The organism is uncultured Aquimarina sp., assembly GCF_947492115.1.
GTDB lineage: Bacteria > Bacteroidota > Bacteroidia > Flavobacteriales > Flavobacteriaceae > Aquimarina.
In genome coordinates this window covers 282,736-298,297 of record NZ_CANLMM010000004.1, presented here as the reverse complement: position 1 = coordinate 298,297, position 15,562 = coordinate 282,736, and the positions used below count along the sequence as shown (strand labels likewise).

Annotated in this window: 16 protein-coding genes and 3 tRNA genes; 13 read left to right on the top strand and 6 right to left on the bottom strand. The window is 33.3% G+C overall.

Going from position 1 to position 15,562, the window contains the following annotated elements; translation table 11 throughout:
- Window positions 1-61 precede the first annotated feature (61 nt).
- The 4 genes from Q1A73_RS14530 to tgt all read right to left on the bottom strand — a co-directional run bounded on the left by Q1A73_RS14530 (window position 62) and on the right by tgt (window position 4,196).
- On the bottom strand, window positions 62-1,015 hold the full coding sequence (locus Q1A73_RS14530; protein WP_299606927.1) for an acetyl-CoA carboxylase carboxyltransferase subunit alpha: 954 nt from the start codon (window positions 1,013-1,015) through the stop codon (window positions 62-64).
- Between the two features lie 71 nt (window positions 1,016-1,086).
- Complete coding sequence (locus tag Q1A73_RS14525; RefSeq protein ID WP_299606926.1) at window positions 1,087-2,001, bottom strand: EamA family transporter; 915 nt, start codon at window positions 1,999-2,001, stop codon at window positions 1,087-1,089.
- Window positions 1,988-3,064, bottom strand: a complete 1,077-nt coding sequence (locus Q1A73_RS14520) for an LptF/LptG family permease (protein ID WP_299606924.1) — start codon at window positions 3,062-3,064, stop codon at window positions 1,988-1,990. Before Q1A73_RS14520 ends, Q1A73_RS14525 begins: the two co-directional genes overlap by 14 nt.
- A gap of 1 nt (window position 3,065) precedes the next feature.
- On the bottom strand, window positions 3,066-4,196 hold the full coding sequence (gene tgt, locus Q1A73_RS14515; protein WP_299606923.1) for a tRNA guanosine(34) transglycosylase Tgt: 1,131 nt from the start codon (window positions 4,194-4,196) through the stop codon (window positions 3,066-3,068).
- A gap of 177 nt (window positions 4,197-4,373) precedes the next feature.
- On the opposite strand from tgt, the gene Q1A73_RS14510 reads away from it, so the two are divergent.
- From Q1A73_RS14510 to Q1A73_RS14500, 3 genes are all read left to right on the top strand, one after another.
- Complete coding sequence (locus tag Q1A73_RS14510) at window positions 4,374-5,219, top strand: transketolase (protein WP_299606922.1); 846 nt, start codon at window positions 4,374-4,376, stop codon at window positions 5,217-5,219.
- A gap of 42 nt (window positions 5,220-5,261) precedes the next feature.
- Window positions 5,262-6,215, top strand: coding sequence for a transketolase C-terminal domain-containing protein (locus tag Q1A73_RS14505; protein ID WP_299606921.1), 954 nt, complete (start codon window positions 5,262-5,264; stop codon window positions 6,213-6,215).
- Between the two features lie 167 nt (window positions 6,216-6,382).
- A complete protein-coding gene (locus Q1A73_RS14500) occupies window positions 6,383-7,000 on the top strand; it encodes a porin family protein (protein ID WP_299606919.1) in 618 nt (205 codons plus the stop codon).
- 58 nt (window positions 7,001-7,058) lie between these two features.
- Here Q1A73_RS14500 and Q1A73_RS14495 read toward each other — a convergent pair whose 3' ends face one another.
- A complete protein-coding gene (locus tag Q1A73_RS14495) occupies window positions 7,059-8,258 on the bottom strand; it encodes a hypothetical protein (protein ID WP_299606917.1) in 1,200 nt (399 codons plus the stop codon).
- Between the two features lie 90 nt (window positions 8,259-8,348).
- Between Q1A73_RS14495 and Q1A73_RS14490 the strand changes: the two genes are divergently transcribed.
- The 3 genes from Q1A73_RS14490 to Q1A73_RS14480 are packed head-to-tail and all read left to right on the top strand — an operon-like array spanning window position 8,349 to window position 9,841.
- The gene (locus Q1A73_RS14490) at window positions 8,349-8,738 is read left to right on the top strand and encodes a S4 domain-containing protein (protein ID WP_299606914.1); all 390 of its coding nucleotides are present in this window, start codon (window positions 8,349-8,351) and stop codon (window positions 8,736-8,738) included.
- Window positions 8,735-9,313 carry a methyltransferase domain-containing protein gene (locus Q1A73_RS14485; RefSeq protein ID WP_299606912.1) on the top strand — a complete coding sequence of 193 codons (579 nt, stop codon included), beginning with the start codon at window positions 8,735-8,737 and terminating at the stop codon, window positions 9,311-9,313. The genes Q1A73_RS14490 and Q1A73_RS14485 overlap by 4 nt, the downstream gene beginning before the upstream one ends.
- A 27-nt stretch (window positions 9,314-9,340) precedes the next feature.
- A complete protein-coding gene (locus Q1A73_RS14480; protein ID WP_299606911.1) occupies window positions 9,341-9,841 on the top strand; it encodes a phosphoribosyltransferase family protein in 501 nt (166 codons plus the stop codon).
- Here Q1A73_RS14480 and Q1A73_RS14475 read toward each other — a convergent pair.
- Window positions 9,833-10,354: a shikimate kinase gene (locus Q1A73_RS14475; protein WP_299606910.1), complete on the bottom strand. Its 522-nt coding sequence runs from the start codon at window positions 10,352-10,354 to the stop codon at window positions 9,833-9,835. The genes Q1A73_RS14480 and Q1A73_RS14475 overlap by 9 nt on opposite strands.
- Before the next feature lie 132 nt (window positions 10,355-10,486).
- Between Q1A73_RS14475 and Q1A73_RS14470 the strand changes: the two genes are divergently transcribed.
- The 7 genes from Q1A73_RS14470 (at window position 10,487) to crtI (ending at window position 15,538) form a co-directional block, all read left to right on the top strand.
- Window positions 10,487-10,559 (top strand) — tRNA-Lys (locus tag Q1A73_RS14470).
- 79 nt (window positions 10,560-10,638) lie between these two features.
- Window positions 10,639-10,711: transfer RNA gene (locus Q1A73_RS14465), tRNA-Lys, on the top strand.
- 63 nt (window positions 10,712-10,774) lie between these two features.
- Window positions 10,775-10,858, top strand: a tRNA-Leu gene (locus Q1A73_RS14460).
- A 221-nt stretch (window positions 10,859-11,079) separates the two neighbouring features.
- Window positions 11,080-11,463 (top strand): BlaI/MecI/CopY family transcriptional regulator, encoded by a 384-nt coding sequence (locus Q1A73_RS14455; protein WP_299606908.1) that lies wholly within the window; start codon window positions 11,080-11,082, stop codon window positions 11,461-11,463.
- On the top strand, window positions 11,456-12,790 hold the full coding sequence (locus Q1A73_RS14450) for a peptidoglycan DD-metalloendopeptidase family protein (protein ID WP_299606906.1): 1,335 nt from the start codon (window positions 11,456-11,458) through the stop codon (window positions 12,788-12,790). Before Q1A73_RS14455 ends, Q1A73_RS14450 begins: the two co-directional genes overlap by 8 nt.
- Window positions 12,791-13,125: 335 nt before the next feature.
- Window positions 13,126-14,022, top strand: a complete 897-nt coding sequence (locus Q1A73_RS14445; protein WP_299606904.1) for a MerR family transcriptional regulator — start codon at window positions 13,126-13,128, stop codon at window positions 14,020-14,022.
- A gap of 22 nt (window positions 14,023-14,044) precedes the next feature.
- Complete coding sequence (crtI, locus tag Q1A73_RS14440; protein ID WP_299606903.1) at window positions 14,045-15,538, top strand: phytoene desaturase family protein; 1,494 nt, start codon at window positions 14,045-14,047, stop codon at window positions 15,536-15,538.
- Window positions 15,539-15,562: the final 24 nt, after the last annotated feature.

Below are 15,562 nucleotides of genomic sequence, written 5' to 3'. Positions count from 1 at the left end.
AAACACAAAAAAATCCGAAGTCAAAAACTTCAGATTTTTTTGTCAAGTGATTTAATAGGGGTTAGCCTTTAAAGACTCCCATATTAGCATATTTATCCATACGCTTTTCTACCAATTCTTCTGGTGATAAGTTTTTCATCTCCTCTAAAGATGATATTATTTTATCGCGTACTGCCTTAAAAGTTTCTTCTCTATTGCTATGAGCTCCTCCAAGAGGCTCTCTAACTATTTCATCAACCACTTTCAGTTTTACACTATCTTTAGCGGTTAATTTTAAGGCTTCTGCTGCAATTTCTTTTTGTTCCCAGCTTCTCCACAATATAGAAGAACAGTTCTCTGGAGAAATAACAGAATACCAAGAATTTTCTAGCATCAATACTTTGTCTCCTACTCCAATTCCTAAAGCTCCTCCACTAGCACCTTCGCCAATAATTATAACAATAATAGGAACTTTGAGTCGTGTCATTTCCAAGATATTTCTTGCAATTGCTTCTCCTTGCCCTCTTTCTTCTGCTTCTAAACCAGGATATGCACCTGGAGTATCAATGAAGCTTACAACAGGAATACCAAATTTCTCTGCACTTTTCATCAAACGCAAAGCCTTTCTGTACCCTTCTGGATTTGCCATACCAAAGTTTCTATATTGTCTCGTTTTGGTATTAAATCCTTTTTGTTGACCAATAAACATAAAACTTTGATCGCCAATTTTACCTAAACCACCAATCATCGCTTTGTCGTCCTTTACAGTTCGATCACCATGTAGTTCCAAGAAGGAATCTCCACATATCGCATTGATATAATCTAGGGTATAAGGCCTAGAAGGGTGTCTGGACAACTGTACTCTTTGCCAAGCAGTAAGATTCTTGTAAATTTCCTTTTTAGTCTCATTTAACTTCTTTTCAATTTGCTTGCACGTATCAGTAACATCTACATCACTTTCTTCTCCAATAGCGCAGGCTTTTTGAAATTGTTCTTCGAGTTCTTTTATGGGGAGTTCAAATTCTAAATATTCCATATCAAGAATATATTTTGTTTTTTTAACTAGGGTTAGCAGACAAATATAAAACAATACTTCCTAAACTAGTATTAAGACTTTTGTATTTTTATTTTTTTTAGATTCTTAAAAATTCCATTTAGCACCACAGTCCCCAAAATTATTAGTGCTCCGTAGTAAAATCCTGGATTCATTTTTTCTGCATCACCAAAAATTAGATACGCTAGTACAATACCATAGACAGGCTCCAAATTAATGGTTAACATAACAGTATATGGACTTAAATACTTCATTACTTGCACCGAACCAATAAAGGCATATGCAGTACATACAGAAGCTAATATGATAAGATATATCCAATCTGAAGTAGATAGTTGAAAGAATGATCTAGAAAATCCTTCTCCTTCCGTTCCCAAAAAAGAAATAGCAAAAAGATAGATTGTTATAAATCCAACACCACTTAACAATTCATAAAACGAGATCATGGATGGTGAATATTGCTGCGCTATTTTTCCATTAATTAATGAAAATACTGACGATAAGAATGCAGAACAGATTGCATACATAATTCCAAGGACATAATCTCCTTCTACATTAAATATGATGTACAATCCGCAAATCACCATCAATCCAAAAACCACTTCATACCAGATCAACTTTCTCTTATAAAATATTGGTTCTAAAATTGAAGTAAAAAAGGCACCAGTAGATAATACTGCCAATGTAATGGAAACATTAGATGCTTTTATGGCTGCAAAAAATGTGATCCAATGTAATGCAATAATAACACCTGCAATACCTAAAACCATAAAGAGTTTTTTTGATATCTTAAGTGAAACTTTCCTGAAAAGAATAAATAGATAAATAAAACCTGAAGCCATTAACATTCTATACCAAACCAGCGGTAAAGCCTCAATGGTAATTAGTTCGCCCAGTATTGCGGTAAATCCCCAGACGAAAACAATAAAATGAAAATGTAAATAATTTTGAAGTTTAGCGTTTGGCATTATACAATAAATAGATTGCTAATATTCCGAAAGAAACGTTTGGAAACCACACTGCTACTAGAGGTGGAAAATCCGATTGATTTGCCAAGGTTCCAAGAACTTTATCAAAAAAGATAAACACAAAAGCTAATGAAATTCCTACCGCTAGATTTATTCCCATTCCTCCTCTTCTTTTCATAGAAGAAACTGCTACCCCAATGACAGTTAATATAAATGCCGAAACAGGAATACTCCATCTTTTGTAGGCCACTACTTTATATCTATTGATATCCGAAGAACCTCTTTTAGTCTCTTTTTCAATAAACTTACTTAACTCCATATAGTTAAGCGTTTCTGCCACATAAGTTACCGGTGTAAATTCATCTATATTAAAAGGTAACACAGTATCTTTTTTTCTCGCCTTTTCGATAATGTCTTCGTTCTCAAGAATAGTTCGTTTCACAAAATCCCTTAATTCATATATACTATCTTTCTCGATGTAAGTAATGGTTCTGGCAGAAATTTTTGTGACTAATTTATTACCATCAAAATATTCTAAAGTAAAATTGGTCGCTTTTTTCTTAAGAGGTTTAAAGTCATTAGCATACAAAAATATACTATCATTTAACTGTCGATATACATTTCGGGTTTCCTGAACTTTTTTACCTTTCTTTAAATAAGAATATTTGAATTCGTTAAATCCTTGACTCGCTTTTGGTGCTAAAAAAAGTCCCATCGCTAATGCTCCTAAACAAATGAGAATTGCTCCAATCATATATGGTCTAAGAAATCTCCAAAATGATACTCCAGAACTTAAAAAAGCAATAATTTCTGTTTTGTTAGCCAGTTTGGAAGTAAACCAGATTACTGATAAAAAAACGAATAAAGGAAATAAAAGGTTAGCGAAGTAAACGGTAAAATCAAGATAATAAGAAACCACCGCAGCGAATGGCACCTTATGCTCCAACATATTATCGATTTTCTCAGAAAGATCCACAATAATTCCAATAGGAATGAACAGTAGGATCATTGTAAAAAATGTTCCTAAATATCTTTTAAGTATGTACCAGTCTAATATTTTCAAACTACAATCTTTTATCCATTTGTTTTACCATCATATTTTTCCATGTATAAAAATCGCCAGCTAAGATATGTTTTCTAGCCTCACGAACCAACCATAAATAAAATCCTAAATTATGAATTGTAGCAATTTGCCTTCCTAACATTTCGTTTACCGTGAATAGGTGTCTTAAATATGCTTTGGAATATTCTGTATCTACATAGGTAATTCCCATTTCATCTATCGGAGAAAAATCATCTTCCCACTTTTTATTCTTAATATTTATGGTGCCATGCGCTGTAAACAACATTCCATTTCTTCCGTTTCGAGTTGGCATTACACAATCAAACATATCTATACCTAGTGCAATATTTTCTAAAATATTTATAGGAGTACCTACTCCCATTAAATATCTAGGCTTATCCTCTGGTAATATTTCTGTTACTACTTCTGTCATAGCATACATTTCTTCCGCTGGCTCTCCAACAGATAAACCTCCAATTGCATTTCCTTCAGCTCCAGCATTAGCGATATACTCGGCAGACTGTCTTCTTAGATCTTTATACGTACTTCCTTGCACGATAGGAAAAAAAGTCTGATCATATCCATATTTAACTGGAACTTTTTCCAGATGTTGCATACATCGATCTAACCACCTGTGTGTCATATGCATACTTCTTTTTGCATAATTGTAATCACAAGGATATGGAGTACATTCATCAAAAGCCATTATGATATCTGCCCCTATGGTTCGTTGAATTTCCATAACATTTTCGGGAGTAAAAACATGATAAGAACCATCAATATGTGATTTAAACTTTACCCCTTCTTCTTTAATTTTGCGATTCGCTGATAATGAATACACCTGATATCCTCCACTATCCGTCAGAATATTTCTATCCCAATTCATAAATTTATGCAGACCACCTGCTTTCTCAAGAATAGGTGTTTGTGGTCTTAAGTATAAATGATACGTGTTTCCTAAAATAATATCTGGATTGATATCATTTTTCAATTCTCGTTGATGCACTCCTTTTACTGTAGCTACGGTACCAACAGGCATAAAAATTGGAGTTTCAATTACTCCGTGATCTGTTGTTACTTTTCCTGCTCTTGCTTTGCTTTGTGGATCTGTTGATAATAGGTCGAATTGCATAATTTCTATTTCGTAGAGCGCAAAGATAACTAACTAAAACTACTTTGATAAAGTCTCATTTTCGAAAAGTTTTCGTTATTAACAATAGGATCTTAATTAAAAGCTGCATCCACATTTTGCTACAGTACTCAAAACCTGTATTTTTGCGCCTTAATCATAAAGCTAATCAGCATAGCAATGCCAAAAACACAACAATTAGAAGATTTTGTGACTCAGGTTCGTAGAGACATTTTACGACAAGTTCACAAAGTAAACTCAGGGCACCCAGGTGGTTCTTTGGGATGTACAGAATTCTTTGTAGCTCTTTACCAAGAAATTCTTGACAGAAAAGACGGTTTCGATATGGATGGAATAGGAGAAGATCTTTTTTTCTTATCAAACGGACATATTTCGCCTGTATATTACAGTGTATTAGCTCGCAGTGGATATTTTCCAGTAGAAGAGCTAAATACATTTAGATTAATCGATAGTAGGCTTCAAGGACATCCAACTACTCACGAAGGACTTCCAGGTATCCGAATTGCATCAGGATCTCTTGGTCAAGGAATGTCTGTAGCTATAGGTGCTGCACAAGCCAAAAAACTAAACAATGACGATCATATTGTCTATAGTCTTCATGGTGATGGTGAATTACAAGAAGGTCAAATTTGGGAAGCTGCCATGTATGCTGCTGGAAAAAAAGTAGACAATTTAGTTTCTACTATTGATTTAAATGGTCAGCAAATTGATGGATCTACTGATGATGTATTAGCCTTAGGAAGTCTTAAAGCTAAATTTGAGGCTTTTGGATGGGATGTTATGGAAATTAAAGAAGGAAATAATATCACAGCTGTAGTAGATGGCTTAAAAGAAGCAAAAAGTAGAACAGGCAAAGGTAAACCTGTTTGCGTACTAATGCATACTGTGATGGGTAATGGTGTTGATTTTATGATGCATACACATGCCTGGCATGGAAAAGCTCCAAATGATGAACAATTAGAAATTGGTTTAGCACAAAATCCTGAAACTTTAGGAGACTATTAAGATATAAGTGATTTTATACTGAATCACTCAAAAAAACTATTCATGAAAAAATATATAGATACAGGAAAAAAAGACACTCGATCAGGTTTTGGAGCGGGGCTTGAAGTACTTGGAAAAACAAATGAGAATGTTGTTGCATTGTGTGCAGATCTTATTGGTTCTCTAAAAATGGATGCATTTATAGCTAACAATCCGGATCGTTTTTTTCAGATTGGAATTGCAGAGGCTAATATGATGGGAATTGCTGCTGGATTAACTATAGGAGGAAAGATTCCTTTTACAGGAACATTTGCTAATTTTTCTACAGGTCGTGTATACGACCAAATAAGACAATCTATTGCTTATAGTGGAAAAAATGTAAAAATCTGTGCATCTCACGCAGGATTGACACTTGGAGAAGATGGTGCTACACATCAGATTTTGGAAGATATAGGTTTAATGAAAATGCTACCAGGAATGGTAGTAATTAATCCATGTGATTATAACCAAACTAAAGCCGCTACCATAGCGATTGCAGAATATGAAGGACCTGTATACTTACGTTTTGGAAGACCAAAAGTTGCTAATTTCACTCCAGAAGATCAAAAATTTGAAATAGGAAAAGCAGTACACTTACAAGAAGGTAATGACGTTACGATAGTTGCTACTGGTCATTTAGTATGGGAATCTTTGTTAGCAGCCGAAACATTAGAAGCAAAAGGAATCAGTGTGGAAGTAATTAATATCCATACCATTAAACCTCTTGATGACGCAGCGATATTAAATTCTGTAAAAAAGACAGGTTGTATTGTAACTGCAGAAGAGCACAACTACCTTGGCGGACTTGGAGAAAGTGTTTCTAGAGTACTAGCTCAGAATTATCCAGTTCCTCAGGAGTTTATTGCTACTAACGACACCTTTGGAGAAAGTGGTACTCCTGATCAACTAATGGCTAAGTATGGATTAAATGCAGAAGCTATTGTAAATGCAGTTGAAAAAGTAATTAAAAGAAAATAGAGAATATATTTTCTTCCATAATTCATAATAAAAAGCCTTCCATCAAAAATGGAAGGCTTTTTGATTACTATTAAGAATAATACGTTTCTATTTTCGTTATACTAGAAACACTGACCGCAACCAAAAAAATAGTTAGTTATTTATTCATCTTTTAAAACTCATTTAAAATGAAAAATGTATTAGTGTTATTAATTCTTTTTAGTTCATTTACAATTATTGGTCAGGACAAAGGATTAAATTTTGGGGTAAAAGCAGGTCTCAACTACGGAGATAACGGTAAGATTGAATTCACAGATCTTACCAATGCAGGGGATAATTTACTTTCCGAAAACGCAGATGATCGTGTTGGTTATCATATCGGTGTATTTCTAAGAGGCGATATTACCGATAATTTTTACCTAAAACCAGAGCTACAGTATACACAAAACAATAGCTCGTATTCGTTTAACAATCGCGAACTAGATTATGATCTAAAAAAATTAGATTTACCCATTCTAGCTGGAGTATATCTATTAGGCCCATTACATGTTTTTGGTGGTCCTTCTTTGCAATATATCATAGACAACAACCTCGAAGATGTTCGTTTAAGCAATGTTAAGAATGAATTTACGGTAGGTGTTCAATTTGGAGTAGGTTTACAAATAAGACGCCTTAATATTGATCTTAGATACGAAAGAGGTATTTCTGAAAATCAAGCGCAATCTATTGATGAAAATACTGGGCAAACCATTAGAGTAGACTCTAGACCTAATCAATTTATACTTAGTTTGGCATTAGATCTTTAATTAATTAAAAAACGAAATAAGAATAAAAAAACTCCGGTTAGTACCGGAGTTTTTTTATTTAATCTTCTCTTGAAGCTGTATCATCTGTATCTAGATAGTTTGGAATTCCATCTCCATCAGTATCATCATTCGTTGGATCTCCATCTCCTATATCATTTGTCGGATCTCCATCTCCATCTCTATCCACAGTTAAGTCTGTATCAGGCTCCAAATCTTCGTCGATAGTTAAAGTACCATCACCGTCGTCATCTGGATCTAAATAGTTAGGAAACCCATTACTATCTGTATCATCATCCGTATCAAACACCAATCTGTCTCCATCCAAATCTTCTAAATAAGAGGGAACACCGTCATTATCATGGTCTGCTTCAACACTTCCGTATAACTGCACATGAAAGATAAGTGGTGCGTATTGCGGTATTCCATTTTGAGGTTCAGCAAAATATGCTAACCCAGAGGGCATGATAACCGTAAAATTACCGAAATCCATGCCATAACTAACTGTTCCATCGCTATTTTCTGTAAAACCAGAAGCACCTTTAAAATCAGTAATCGCCTCTCTAAAACCATCAACCACTGAAACTAGATCAAACCATAAGGGATTTACAGCACTATCAAAAACTCTTCTGTTCGGATTGTTATTATCCACAGGATCATTGGCATCTATTACACCATCACCATCAGAGTCTGGTTCACCTGGATTATTATCAACATCACTATCGTCTGCAATTCCATCTCCATCGCTATCTGTCTTCGTTTCGGTTTCATCTACCATGTCTGGTTCTCCATCTCCATCTGCATCTACATCTCCATCATTTGGAATACCATCTCCATCATCATCTTCATAGTCGTAAAACACCTCTCCTCGATAGGTCACAAAAGTGGAATCCGCAAATCTAGTTTGTCTTTGTTCAGCATTTCCAGCATTATGACTCATGATATACAATGTATAATCAACATCATTTCTAGTGACAGTTTTGGTTTGCAACAGTCCTGAATCCCATATGGAGGTTTCAGCACTATTCGCTCCTGCTATCGTATCAAACTGAATAACCTGGTAATCTGGATTAAACTCATTATCTACAAATCTAAAAAAGTGGGTTTTTAAATAATCTTCGATAATTGGTGCCTCATCTGCTTCCTGTTCTGCTTCATCCCTTGGTGGTACTGCAATAATACCATCATCATCGTCATTATTACATGCATATAAAGCTGCCATAACAACACCTATGGCTAGAATATATCTTTTTATACTCATCTGATTGCTTTTTTGAAGGCGCAAGATACAATTTTCTTGTACTTTTGCTCAACTATTATTAGAGATAAACGCATTTTTTAATCATTTTTTATGCGAGTTGATAAATATTTATGGTGTATCAGGTATTATAAGACACGTAGCATAGCTACAAAAGCTTGTAAAGAAGGAAAAGTTCGTGTAAATGGAGATCTTATAAAACCATCTAGAGAAATATATCCTACAGATAAAATTACTGTCCGCAAGAACCAAGTAAATTATGAACTTATCGTTTTAGACACACCAAAAAGCCGACTAGGTGCTAAACTAGTCGACATATATCGTAAAGACGTTACTCCAGAAGAAGCGTTGCAAAAATTAGACCTTTTAAACTATTCTAAAGATTATTATCGCAAAAAGGGAATGGGTAGACCTACTAAGAAAGATCGAAGAGATATTGATGATTGGTTTGAAGGACCATCAGATAACGATAGCGAAGAATGAAATTAGACGCAGCTTTTTGGACTCAGAAATATGAACAAAATCAGACTGGATGGGATATAGGCTACGTCTCTACTCCTATCGCAACATATGCTGACCAGTTAAAAAACAAAGATTTAAAAATACTAATTCCAGGATGTGGAAATGCCTATGAAGCCATTTACTTGCACTCCAAAGGTTTCAAAAATGTATATATAGTAGATTTTGTAAAAGAAACATTAAATCAATTTCAAAGAAACAATCCCACCTTTCCTAAAAAACATATCATACACAATGATTTTTTTGAGATTGAAGGTAAATTCGATCTGATTATAGAACAAACATTTTTCTGTGCGTTAGTGCCCAAACAAAGAAGAGAATACGTTTCTAAAATGAGGTCATTACTAAAAAACAAGGGGGAATTGGTGGGAGTTTTATTTAATCGTGTTTTTGAACAATCTGGTCCTCCTTTTGGCGGAACCAAGCAAGAATACACTTCTTTGTTTTCTTCACAATTCAAAATTACAACCCTAGAAAATTGTTATAATTCTATTCTTCCTAGAAAGGGTAGCGAACTGTTTTTTATATTTGAAGTCTAATTAGGCAAAATAATAGAATATATCCTTATGCAAACCAAAAACAATATTATCCTAACTCACGAACAAATTCAGCATAAGATAAAGCGAATCGCTTATCAAATTTATGAGACTAATGTTAGTGAAAAAGAAATTGTAATTGCTGGGATAGCAGAGAACGGCTATATTTTTGCACAACGATTAAAGTCTCTGTTGGAAGAAATCTCTGATATCCACGTAGTACTATGTAAGGTTACTATGGATAAATCAGCTCCTCAAAATACAGTAGAGACTTCACTTTCTCCTTCTGAATATACAAACAAAGCGTTAGTTCTGGCAGATGATGTTCTTAATTCTGGTACAGCTTTGGTCTATGGAGTAAAACATTTTTTAGATGTTCCACTAACCAGATTTAAAACAGCAGTCTTGGTAAATAGAAACCATAAAAAGTATCCAATTAAAGCTGACTTTAAAGGAATTTCTTTATCTACATCATTGAATGAACACGTTAATGTTACTTTTGGAGACAATGATATAGCAACCTTAGAATAATGTTGACTCTATCTCTTCTGCTATTTGATCAACCATTTTCGCATCTGTAGAAACTATATGAGCTGCCTGATTATAATAAAACGAACGTTCAAACAGATGTTTTCTAATAAAATCCTTTAGATCCTCTTTTGTAGCTATATGTGCTATTAAAGGTCTCTTCTCTTTTTCTGTAAATAAACGATCTACTAATTCTTCTAGCGAAGTCTTCAAATAGACACTTTTATTCTGATCATTGCCTTTTAGAAGCTCCATATTACCAGCAAAACAAGGAGTACCTCCTCCAAGCGAAATAATATGATTTGTGTGCGTTTCTAATAGCTTTTTTAAATACTGATGCTCTCTTTTTCTAAAATAAATCTCTCCATGATCCGCAAAAATCTGAGTAATCGTTTTATTTTCCTGATCCTCTATATAATCATCCAAATCAATACTATTTATTTTTAATTGATCAGCTAAAGCTTTGGCAATAGATGATTTACCGCATCCCATATATCCTAATAAGACGATATTCATGAACAAAATTTTAGGTTATTTACGCCTTTAAAAAAGGGCATTTAAAATAAAATGTAAATTTATATTAAATTCTTCTTGAAAAATAAATTAATGATAGTATATTTGCACCCGCATTCAGGAAAAGAATGTAATGACCGGGTAGCTCAGTTGGTAGAGCATCTCCCTTTTAAGGAGAGGGTCCTGGGTTCGAGCCCCAGCCCGGTCACAAGAAAGATTAGATCATTTCTTTTATAAATAATTCTAATCTTAAGTTCTTAAAAAAATAATGATATTACCGTATCAATGACCGGGTAGCTCAGTTGGTAGAGCATCTCCCTTTTAAGGAGAGGGTCCTGGGTTCGAGCCCCAGCCCGGTCACTAAAAAGTATTGCAATCTCTTGTGATACTTTTTTAGTTTTATACTATATTGTGATCTATAATGCCCAGGTGCTGGAATTGGTAGACAGGCATGGTTGAGGGCCATGTGTCCATTAGGGCGTGCGGGTTCGACTCCCGCTCTGGGCACTTTTTTTCTTCCGAAATAGAACACTAACACATTCCCTTGATTTACTATCCCAACTTTTTTATCTAAAAAAATTAGCGAAACTGATTTAAATCCGAGCACTCGTAACAAACAGTAATTTAAATTACTTCAATAACCTACCCTAAACATAAATATTACTATAAACATAGTTTTATTACTAAATTTATAGTTTTATTACTAAAAATATAGTTATATTTGCTCTATGAAGGATTTAACAAAAGCAGAAGAACAGGTTATGAAATACCTTTGGAAACTAGAAAAAGCTTTCCTAAAAGATATCGTAGAACAATTTCCAGAACCAAAACCAGCTTATACCACAATATCTACCGTAATAAGAACTCTGGTTACTAAAAAATTCATCAGCTTTAACGTATACGGAAGAATTAAAGAATATTATCCTCTCATAAGTAAGGAGCAATATTTTAAAAGCCACTTTAAGGGAGTGGTAAAGAATTTTTTTAGTGGTTCTGTAAGTAAATTTGCTTTGTTTTTCACAAAAGATGAGGACCTAAATGTTTCAGAATTAGAGGAAATGAAACAAATGATAGAAGACAAAATTGAACTATTAAAAAAGCAAAATGACTAGCCTTATCATCTATCTTATACAGTCAAGTTTTTGTTTTACGGTATTGCATATTTCTTATCACTTATTTTTTAGAAAGCTAACATTCCATAATATTAATAGAATCATACTGCTATCTATTATTCCGTTATCATTAGGTATTCCTTTACTAAGTCATATACATTTTGAAACTATTCCAGAAGCAATCATCATACCGCATTTAGAAGAATATGTGTCTTTCGAACATATCATCCTAGAAGAAAATTATGAAAAAAACACTTTTACGCTCCAAAACAGTAGTATCCTATTGGTCTTAACTACCTTATATCTCTTTGGAGCTGTTTTTTGTGTCTTAAAATTATTATTATCCATAATTAAACTATTTCAACTAAAACAAAAGTCTAAAACACTTTTACATAAAAACTACTCAATAATTCTTACTAACGCTTCACACATATTCTCCAGTTTCAAATGGATTTTTATCCCTAAAGATCAAATTCAAACTATCGAAACACCAGTTCTTGAACATGAAAAAGCTCATATCATGCTGTACCATACATTTGATTTAATACTTACGGAACTATATCTAGCCATATTTTGGTTCAACCCTTTTACTTATGTATTCAGAAAAACATTACAATCCGTTCACGAATTTCAGGCAGACAAATATGTGGTAGGTAATCAAGTAAAAAAATCCGAATACCTAGAATTATTAATCAAAAATTTAGGAAGTACACGCAATTCAAAATTACACAGTTATTTTAATCATTCATTAATCAAAAAACGAATAGACATGATCACAAAAACCAATTCCAATCCAAAAAAAATCATCCGATACATTTTACTTACGCCTGTTTTATTTATACTGCTAACAGCTTTTATAAAACCAGAATTAGACACAACGAATGTATTAGAACAAATTATCACAGAAGAGATAATTGTAGAAATACCTCCTTCCATCTTTCCCGTTAAAAACGGATCCAAAGATCATATTACGGCCGTTTATGGTAAAAAGTTTGATCATCCACAACGGAAGAAAAACAAGATCCACAAAGGGATTGACATTAGAGCAAAAATCGGAACACCCATTGTGGCTACAGCAAATGGAACAGTAAAAGTTGCGAAGAAAGAAGAGAATTGGGGTAATTTGATAGTAATTTCACATTCCGACGGTTTCGAAACCTGGTATGCACACCTAGATAGTTTTGATGTAAAAGAAAATCAGCAAGTACGTGTTGGAGACATTATAGGAAAAAGTGGTAACACTGGACTATCTACAGGACCTCATCTTCATTACGAAGTACGTCATCACGGAAAAAATGTAGACCCAATGGATTACATAGAAAAGTAATTAAAAGCGTTGATCCGGCAAAAGTAAAAACTCTTGCCGGATTTATTTTAAAAAAGGTTAAATACAAAATTATGAATCTATAACCTGCGAAATAATCATTAAGACCATTATACTTAAATCTTTAAAAAAAACTGTTTTACAAACAATTAGACATTATTTTTTTTTAAAAACAGTCCTCGATAATAATAATTTTGCTGATATATTTTTTTCAGTAACCTATTGCGAATAATGCATTTCATATCTTTTTTTAACAATAATCGTTAATAATTTAACAAGGACAATTTACAAAGTAGCTAGATTTTTGTTTAAATTTGTTTAACTATTTTGATGAAAAGGTGAACAACATAAAGCAAAATTTTAGTATTAAAGATCTGGAAAATTTATGCGGAGTAAAAGCGCATACCATAAGAATATGGGAAAAAAGATACAACTTATTATCTCCAGACCGAACTGAGACTAACATTCGTACATATAGTTTAAAAAGCTTACAGAAACTTCTTAATGTTACATATTTAGTAAACAGCGGATATAAAATATCTCGAGTTTCTAAATTAAATAATGAAGAGATTGATGAATATGTGAGACGCATAGTTTCTGATACTAGCACTAAAAATCAAGCCATCAACTCTCTTAAAATAGCGATGCTTAATTATGATTTACAGTTGTTTTTAGGTACGTATGAACAATTATCGGAGAAAAGAACTTTCCGTCAAATATTTACAGATGTTTTCATACCGTTATTGACGGAAATAGGTTTGTTATGGCAAACAAATACTATCAGTCCATCTCATGAGCATTTCATTACTAATTTGATAAAACAGAAACTACTTATCAATATTGAGAAATTACAATATTCTAAAGCTACTCAAACTGATAAAGCATTTATATTGTTTTTACCAGAAAATGAAATTCATGAATTAGGTTTATTGTATATCAATTATGAAATTCTACTTAAGGGATATAAAGCTATCTACTTGGGACCAAGTATTCCTTTAGATAGTCTACCTAACATGCTAACTTTTCACGAAAATACCACATTTCTCTCCTATTTTACTGTAAGACCAGAGAAAGATAAAATTGAAGATTACGTTAAAAAATTCAATGAAGTGGTTTGCACAAAAAGAGAAAGTGAATTTTGGATGTTAGGTAAACAAACCATGCACATATCGAAAACTAGTGCTCCCAACCATCGTTATTTTTCATCCATAAACGATTTAATTAAAGAATTATAATCTACCAAATAAACCAACCAATATGACGCCAAAAGTAGTAATAATAGGCTCTGGCTTTTCCTCTCTTTCCGCATCTTGCTATTTGGCACAATTGGGATATGAAGTTTCTATTTATGAAAAAAATGATACTGTTGGTGGTAGAGCACGTCAATTAAAAAAAGAAGGTTTTACATTCGATATAGGCCCTTCTTGGTATTGGATGCCCGATGTTTTTGAAAAATTTTTTAATGATTTTAATACTTCAGCATCCGATTTTTACAAATTGGATAAACTAGATCCAGCATATCAGGTGTTTTTTGAAGATGGAAAAAGTATTTCTATAGAAGATACTCTTGATAAAATATACGCAGCTTTCGAAAAAGAAGAAAAAGGAAGTGCAGCGAAGCTGAAAAAATTTATTGATGCAGCCAGAAGCAATTATGATATTGCGATAAAAAACTTGGTATATCGACCTGGTGTTTCACCAATAGAATTAGTAACCAAAGAAACAATTAAGAAAGTAGGTCAGTTTTTTAGTACTATTTCTAAGGAAGTAAGAAAAGAATTTACTAATAAGAAACTAATTCAAATTTTAGAATTTCCAGTTTTATTTCTAGGTGCAAAACCTAGTGACACTCCTGCTTTTTATAGTTTTATGAACTATGCTGATTTTGGATTAGGAACTTGGCATCCAAAAGGCGGAATGTACCAGGTTATATTGGGAATGAAAAAACTAGCCGAATCACTAGGTGTTACTATTCATACAAACACTCCAGTAAGCAAAATATTAGTAGAAAATGGTAAGACTACTGGTGTAGTTGTTAATGCTTCGACCATCGAAGCAGATATAGTTCTATGTGGAGCAGATTACCATCATGGAGAAACACTTCTTGATGAAAAATATAGACAGTATTCAGAAAAGTACTGGGAGCGAAAGACTTTTGCACCTTCTTCTCTACTCTTTTATGTAGGGTTTGACAAAAAACTAAATAATATCGAGCATCATAATTTGTTTTTTGATACTGATTTTGATGTTCATGCCAAAGATATTTATGATGATCCTAAATGGCCAGAAAACCCGTTATTTTATGCGAACTTCACTTCGGTATCTGACAGTGGTACAGCTCCAGAAGGAATGGAAAATGGTTTTTTCTTAATTCCATTAGCACCAGGAATAGAAGATACGGAAGCTTTAAGAGAAAAATACTTTAATAAAATTATAACACGTTTTGAAAATTTAACGAAACAAAGTGTTCAAAATAATATTATCTTTAAAGAGTCCTTTTGTGTAAAGGACTTTATAAAAGAATATAACTCATACAAAGGAAATGCTTATGGTATGGCAAACACCCTATTGCAGACCGCATTTCTTAGACCTAAGTTGAAAAGTAAAAAAGTTCAGAATTTATTTTTTACAGGACAACTAACTGTTCCCGGACCAGGAGTACCGCCATCACTAATTTCTGGTAAACTAGTAGCAGGATTGATAGAATCACAATGTAAAGTTTCCAGACAACCCAAATTACAGGTTGTATGATAACCACATTTCGCACTTCATCTT